The 7579-nt window shown below is 32.0% G+C and carries 6 protein-coding genes and 1 tRNA gene; 4 read left to right on the forward strand and 3 right to left on the reverse strand.

Annotated elements, in window-relative coordinates; translation table 11 throughout:
- Position 1 precedes the first annotated feature (1 nt).
- Positions 2-1096 carry an acyloxyacyl hydrolase gene (locus F6464_RS13965; RefSeq protein WP_151108571.1) on the reverse strand — a complete coding sequence of 365 codons (1095 nt, stop codon included), beginning with the start codon at positions 1094-1096 and terminating at the stop codon, positions 2-4.
- Between the two features lie 59 nt (positions 1097-1155).
- Here F6464_RS13965 and F6464_RS13970 point away from each other — a divergent pair, with 59 nt between their 5' ends.
- Both F6464_RS13970 and F6464_RS13975 read left to right on the forward strand, forming a co-directional pair.
- Entirely contained in the window at positions 1156-3294 is a 2139-nt protein-coding gene (locus F6464_RS13970) for a beta-1,3-glucanase family protein (RefSeq protein WP_151108572.1), read from the forward strand.
- 123 nt (positions 3295-3417) lie between these two features.
- Positions 3418-3978: a YqgE/AlgH family protein gene (locus F6464_RS13975; RefSeq protein ID WP_151108573.1), complete on the forward strand. Its 561-nt coding sequence runs from the start codon at positions 3418-3420 to the stop codon at positions 3976-3978.
- Here the strand turns inward: F6464_RS13975 and F6464_RS13980 are convergent.
- On the reverse strand, positions 3975-4811 hold the full coding sequence (locus F6464_RS13980) for an aminotransferase class IV (protein WP_151108578.1): 837 nt from the start codon (positions 4809-4811) through the stop codon (positions 3975-3977). The genes F6464_RS13975 and F6464_RS13980 overlap by 4 nt on opposite strands.
- A 57-nt stretch (positions 4812-4868) precedes the next feature.
- A complete protein-coding gene (locus F6464_RS13985) occupies positions 4869-5261 on the reverse strand; it encodes an START-like domain-containing protein (protein WP_151108574.1) in 393 nt (130 codons plus the stop codon).
- A 152-nt stretch (positions 5262-5413) separates the two neighbouring features.
- On the opposite strand from F6464_RS13985, the gene F6464_RS13990 reads away from it, so the two are divergent.
- Positions 5414-5487, forward strand: a tRNA-Met gene (locus F6464_RS13990).
- Between the two features lie 465 nt (positions 5488-5952).
- The coding region (locus F6464_RS13995; protein WP_151108575.1) for a beta strand repeat-containing protein at positions 5953-7579 on the forward strand (1627 nt) is incomplete at its 3' end.

Consider the following 7579-nt stretch of genomic DNA (forward strand, 5'->3'; position numbering starts at 1 on the left):
ACTATAATCGAACACCTATTACAAACTCCATCGCTTCTGCTAAAAAACCATGTGTTACAAGAGAAACTCCTGTAAATACCTTTTTTGAAAAGTAATATTTCATACCTACTCTATCATAAATTGGAGCACCATCCTTAAATGGCCTGTAAATATAGTATCCTATTTGCCCTTCTAATGATATCTTATTTACAAATAATTCATGACCTACAAAAACACCAACTCTCTTGAAATCTGTAGAACTATTAACTTGGTATTCTGGAAATGAAATAGATCTAAAACGTATATACTCTTTAATAGAAGTAGTTAAAAAAAGTTCTGTCCCAACCTGAATGGCACTTTTTCTATTGATTCTTTTATCAGCATAAAACCCGATGTGGTAAAATGGTTTTTGACCACTTCCAACAACTGGGCTTTCATTAAAACCCGTACGAAATAAAACATTATATTTTATAGGTTCGGTAAATTTTAATTTAACCCTAATTGAATCTGGCTTTACCCTGTTAATTTCATCAAAAACATAATTCACACCCATATTCAAACAATAGGTATTTATGCCACTATTGGGAGACTTTATTCTGCCATTTGAAAAATGGGTAAAGAGAAATCCCGCTTGAAATCCGAAATTATCAATTACATTTTCTTTCTTATAATATAAACCAAGATTAATGTTTCCCATTACTTTTGATCCAAGTGCTTTATTTTTGCTATTTGTTTCTTTATCGTATGGATTAGTTGTAATTCCTATTCCTTGGGCTATTTTAAAACTAAGCTTTCTGTTTAAAAAATAGAAGTTATAAAAAGCCCCAACGGCAAAATTCTGTCCAAGTAATTCATTTTTGTAATCTTGATATAAAAAATATCCGCCATAATCTGGGAAATTATAGAGCGAATTCCATTCTTCTTTGCCAGATGTTTTTCTAGAAAAATTTAACATTAGACCATCAGGGTGACCCGTAATTAGTTGATATAAATCTGGAGAATGTGCCATAACATTTCCTCTAAAGTAATTTAAATCAATAGTATATGAATTCTCAAATTCTTGTGAAAAAGTTAAATTTGTAAATAGAATTATAGGCAACAGAATAAATAATTTCATTAATAAAATTATAGTCAGAGAGGATTTTATTAGTACTTTTATGGGTTAAAATTACAAATATGAAGATAATTACTCTATTTTTTATTAGTTTACTTTTTTTTGTTCCCAATAGCTTTTCTCAAACTCTAAAACTTCCTTATGTTTTTGAAAATAATTCTGAATATTTAGATTCTGAAATTTATATAACATTAGTAGGAAAGTATGAAACAATGGGAGACGTATGGATGAATATGAGTACAAGCAATCTTATAAAAATGAATGCTGATGATAATATCATTTCTGGACCATCTTGGAGCTCACCGGCAGAATGGAAATACCCTAATATTTTTATGAAACTAAGTGACATTCCTAATAAAACTATCCAAATACCTAAAGAATTATATGCCAGTAGAATTTTTATATCATTCAAATCGCCAATGTATTTGCACTTTCTTGATAAAGGAGGTTATGCTGGAGCCAATTTAAATTCTTCTAGCGATCCGAATGACGGAATTCGTTGGGAATTAATTGAACTTACATGGGGTGGCTCTGGACTTTTCACTAACACTAGTAGAGTTGATGCTTATCAATACCCTATGGGAATTGAGGTAAATGGTTTTACGGGATCAGTAAACTCAAACTTGACCTACGAACAAAACTATGCAAATGCAATAGCTGGTGAAGGCACGCCAAAATACAGTAAAGTTGGAGAATTACTATCACATAATGAAATAATGTCCTTGTGGGACACCACAGTTTCTAATGATTATTTAGTTTGCAAAACCATAAAAACCAATTCATTAGACGGAAATCCAATAATAGAGCAGCCTACAAAGCTGCCTGCTTTTTCAAAAACGGCATTGGATTCTTACATCAATGACATTTGGAATACCTATTCATCAAAAGATTTGACAATAAATATTGGCGAAAATGGAGTCTGGGTTGGAAGAGTAACTGGTGATGTATTCAACTTTACTGATTCAAGAGATGGATCAATTGCAACTATTTATTCTAAGCCAACTACTGCAAATGCAATTGATGGTTCTGGACCAATGGCTTATACCCCTGTTAATGCAAGTAACAATATTGTTAAATATAATGAGGATTTAATGATTCAAGCTCAAATTTCAGCTGCAATAAATCGACATGCTATTAATACTAATATCACTGGCTCAACCATACAATATACGCATGACTCCTCTTTATTTTTTAAAATAAAACCGTATAATGAATATGTAGCTTTTTTTCATAAAGACAATATAAGTTATGACTCTAAAACCTATGCTTTCGCCTATGATGATGTAGGGGATCATTCTTCAACTATTCAATGTACTTATCCAACTAATGTAAAAGTAATAATTGGAGGATTAGTTGGCAAAAATGCTTCATTATCTAAAATTTCTATTACGCCACAAATTACAAGTTTGAATCTAAATTCAACTCAAAAATTTTCAGCACAAGGATATGATATTGACAATAATGCCTTTCCAACCAATATTATTTGGAGCATAACTAACGGAAATGGCACAATAGCACCAAATGGATTATTTAGCCCAACACTTTCTGGCCCTGTAACTCTAAAAGCAACGGATGGATTCATTTTCTCAACAATTACATTTACAGTTGAAGATTCAACACCTATTAATACTGATCCTTGTAATTCAGTCGCTGCAAATGGACAATACAGTTATACGGTAACCAATACATCCAATCCAACAATTACATTTAAACCAACCATTTCAACAACTGGAAACAAAGTTTGTATCCTTTATTATAGTAAAAGTGCAACTGGACCATTTAACGGATATAATGTAACCCCAAATGTACCTTATCAAATTAGTGCAACACTTGGAGAAAAAATTTATTTTTATTATACTTATTCTTTAGCAACAGGTGGAGAAAACACTACTGTAAATAAATTACATACTTTAACAATTGGAGGTTGTAATTCATTAAACATTTCAAATAATGCGTTGGCAGATAAAATAGTTGTTTATCCAAATCCTACAAATGGTCAAAATCTTAAAATTTTAGGTGAAATTGAAAACTCTGAAATCTTAATATACTCTTTAATTGGTACATTAGTTAAGAATATAGTTACTAAAGACCAAAATGAACTATTAATAAATACTACAGATTTATCGAAAGGGTTTTACCTATTGAAAGTAATACAGAAAAATTCACGTCAAGTTAAAACATTTAAAATACACGTGAATTAATCTTTTTTTCGATTGGCTCAAATAAAAAAAAGTCTTCCAAAAGGAAGAATTTTTTTTATTTTTTATAAAATTATTTGTGTATTTAGAAAAAATAGCGTTAAATTTATTAAAAATTACTATGTAATGATTTCAGAAAAATTAAAAAAAGGGCAATTACTCATTGCGGAACCTTCTATAATTGGCGATTTATCATTTAATCGTTCTGTTATTTTATTAGCTGAACACAATAAAGAAGGATCAGTAGGGTTCATTCTAAACAAGCCTCTAAAATATACAATAAGAGATTTAGTTCCTGATATTGTGGCCAATTTTAAAATTTATAACGGAGGTCCAGTTGAGCAAGACAATCTTTATTTTATTCATAATGTTCCTAAATTAATAAATGAAAGTATAGAGATTTCAAGCGGTATTTTTTGGGGTGGTGATTTTGAATTGACTAGAAATTTAATCAATAAAGGGAAAATAAAGAAAGATAATATACGTTTTTTTCTGGGCTATACGGGCTGGGAAGCGCAACAACTAGAAAACGAAATGGCAACAAACTCATGGATTATTGCCGAAAATTTGTATCAAAATAAGATTATTGGAAAATCGACTACCGATTTCTGGAAAGAAAAAATATTAGAATTAGGTGGTGACTACATTTTATGGTCTAACGCTCCTGAAAATCCACTTTTGAATTAAGTCACAATACAATCATTCAATAGATTTAAAACTTTTTGTGAAAACGCTGTTTTATACTCTTTCTTTCTATATTTTGTTATAGGTTGAATTCCTTTTATAACATTTGTAATAAACAATTCATCTGCTTTTTGAAGATCGAAAGGTGAAATTGGCTCTTCAAGTACTTCCATTTCATCGATTTTCTTCGCTAAAGCTATAATTTGTTTCCTCATTATTCCGTTTAAACATCCTTCAGAAACTGGTGGTGTTTTTAATGTATTATCCAATACCATAAAAATATTTCCTTGTATCGCTTCTACAACATTTTTATTTTCATTCAGTAGCAAACAATTCTGCAAACCATTCTCTTTTGCATAAATACTAGCTGTAATATTTATGATCTTGTTGGTGGTTTTTAAAGTTGATAACAATTGTTTTGAAACATAAATATCTTTATATAAATCAACTTCATATGCATCAGAATTCATTGCATACATCTTATTCTCTAATGGAACAGAATGTATTAAAAATGAGATAGTATTTGTTTCTGGCAAATAATAACCGCCTGGGTTTCTATAAATTGTAATTCTAGCTCGTGTAGCAACCGAACAATTATTTGCATTTGTTACTAATTTAATTTGTTCTTCAAAATATTCCATGGTAAAATTCATTGGAATTTCCATCCTAAGAATTCTCATAGATGACATTAATCTAAAATAATGATCTTCAAGAAAAAGAATCGTGTTGTTAATGATTTTAACTGTTTCAAAAACCCCATCTCCATATAGAAACGCTCGATTGTCATGCAATAAATATGTTGAAGATGGAAGAATTGTTCCGTTATAATTAATCATAATAAATAAAAAAGTCCCGATTTCACGGGACAAATATAAGTTTAAAAAAACAAAATATTAAACAGAACCTATAACATGTTTTAGGTCTGAAATTTGATTTTCCCACAATAACTTTGCTTCATCAAGTTCTTCTGGTTCGGCAAAATCTATAACCATAAGAGAAACATCTTTAGTTATCTCATCTTCAAGTATTCGCAATTCAAAAAAATAATCAGTATCTTTTTTATTTTCGTCTATCCATCTGAATTTTATTTTCTCCCCAGTTTTTTTTGATGAAAGCCTAGCGTTCTCCTCTGAATCATTCCAGATAAAAGTAAAATATTCACCTCTTGAATTTACGTTATCTGCAAACCATTCAGATAAACCCGAAGGTGTTGATATGTATTGATATAGCAACTGAGGTGATGAATTTATTGGAAATTCTAATTCGTATCTTGATTTTAGATCCATTTTCTTTGTGTAATTTTTTGGAAATATATAAATATTAAATCAAAAAAAAAGGATTTTTGAAAATAAAATTTTTTTTACTTTTTATATTTGTTCCCTATGATTTAAATTTTATATTTGCACCCGCATTAAGGTATTCAGTAATGCAATATAATGGCGAGGTAGCTCAGTCGGTTAGAGCGCAGGATTCATAACCCTGAGGTCACGGGTTCAACTCCCGTCTTCGCTACACTTTTTAAAATCTCTAAACATAACATTTAGAGATTTTTTTTATGTGTCATTTGAAAAATTTTTTTCTATTTTCTCTTCCTAAAATTTATTTTTTTTTATTTTTTAAATTCAAATGAGATTATTCTAAATAGAGAATAATTCTTACCCTTAATCAATTTATTTTTTTGTGCTTCTAGAAGTATATTGCAACTAATTGATAGTGTGTTGTTTCCAAAAACTACTTCTAAAAGCTAATGATTTAAACAAGTTTTTGACTTGCAAAAACAGTGGATAACTAAAAAAAATGTTCGTTTAACTTATTTATTGTACTTTATTACTTACAAAATATACTATTTTATGTATTTCATCGATGTTTAATGCTTTTTATCGATAAAAAATTTTGTTAATTCAATTATGAAGTATATTTTTGTTGTGTTAAAAAAAGCATAAACATTTAATATCATTTTTCGGGGGAAAAAAAGTTATGAAAAGAATTACTTACACAAACAGAAAAATATACTTACTTATTGGTCTTTTATTAGTGACCTTTATTGGATTTGCACAATCATCTCAAACATTTACATCTTCAGGAACATGGACATGTCCTGCTGGCGTCACTTCGATTCAAGTTGAAGCTTGGGGAGCTGGTGGTGGTGGTGGTGGTAACACTTTAAACACAGATGGCGGTGGCGGTGGCGGTGGCGGTGCTTACAGTAGTTCTTCAACTATTGCTGTTACTCCAGGAACTACTTATATTGTTACTGTTGGTATTGGAGGAGCAGGTGGTACTGGAGTTGTCGTTTTAGGAATTCAAGACAACGGAAAAAATGGAGGAGATTCTTGGTTTAGCACTCCTTCAACTTTGCTCGCCAAAGGAGGGAATGGGGGAATTTCAGGAACTTTAATATCAGGTGCTCCTGGTGGAGTTGGAGGAGCTAATACTAGCGGTGTAGGAACTATTACAAATTCTGGAGGTAATGGAGGGTACGGAAGAAATAGCACTACGGGTAGAGGTGGACCAGGAGGTTCATCTGCTGGAACTGCCGTTGGAATAATCGGAAACGGAACATCTGGACCTAATCCCTGGTCAACACTAGCTGCAACAGCTGCACCAGCTGGTGGAGGTATAGGTGGAAATGGTGGAGATAGCGTAAATAATGGTGTCTCTGCTACTGCTGTTGGTGGTGGTGGTGGTGGTTCTGGAGATGGAAATAATACAACTGATGTAGTTGGTGGTAATGGAGCTAATGGTCAAGTAATTCTAACTTGGTCGTGTACATCCTCTAACGCATTAACAGCAACAAATGCAATAAGTCCAATTTGTTCAGGGTCTACATCTAATGTTACTCTTAGTTCAAGTACAATGGTTTCAGGGAATTATACTGTAATTTATAATCTTACGGGTTCAAATACTTTAACCGGATATACGGCTATTATGACTTTTAATGCTGGTAGCCCAGGAACTGGAACTTTTACTACTACAGCATTAGCAAATGCAGGATCAACTACTATTACCGTAACAAATTTGGCTTTAATATCCTCATGTGGGAATACTATTACTAGCAACAATACTGTGACAATTACAGTTACACCTTTAAATACAATTGCAACAGGAATTAACAGAACAGCTTGTATTAATACTGCAATATCAAGCATTACTTTAGCAACAACTGGTGCTACAGGAGCTACATTTGGAGGGCTTCCTGCTGGGGTGACTGGAACTTGGGCTTCTAATGTTGTTACCATAAGCGGAACGCCTACAGCATCTGGAACATTTAACTATACCGTTGCAACTACTGGTGGTTGTACTCCAGCAACTACTACTGGAACAATTACAGTTACCCCTTTAAATACAATTGCAACAGGAATTAACAGAACAACTTGTATTAATACTGCAATATCAAGCATTACTTTAGCAACATCAGGGGCTACTGGGGCTACATTTAGCGGACTTCCTGCTGGGGTGACTGGAACTTGGGCTTCTAATGTTGTTACCATAAGCGGAACGCCTACAGCATCTGGAACATTTAACTACACCGTTACAACCACTGGTGGTTGTACTCCAGCGACAACTACTGGAACAATTACAGTTACCCCTTTAAATACAATTG

This window comes from Flavobacterium luteum (assembly GCF_008806775.1).
GTDB classification, from domain to species: Bacteria; Bacteroidota; Bacteroidia; order Flavobacteriales; family Flavobacteriaceae; genus Flavobacterium; species Flavobacterium luteum.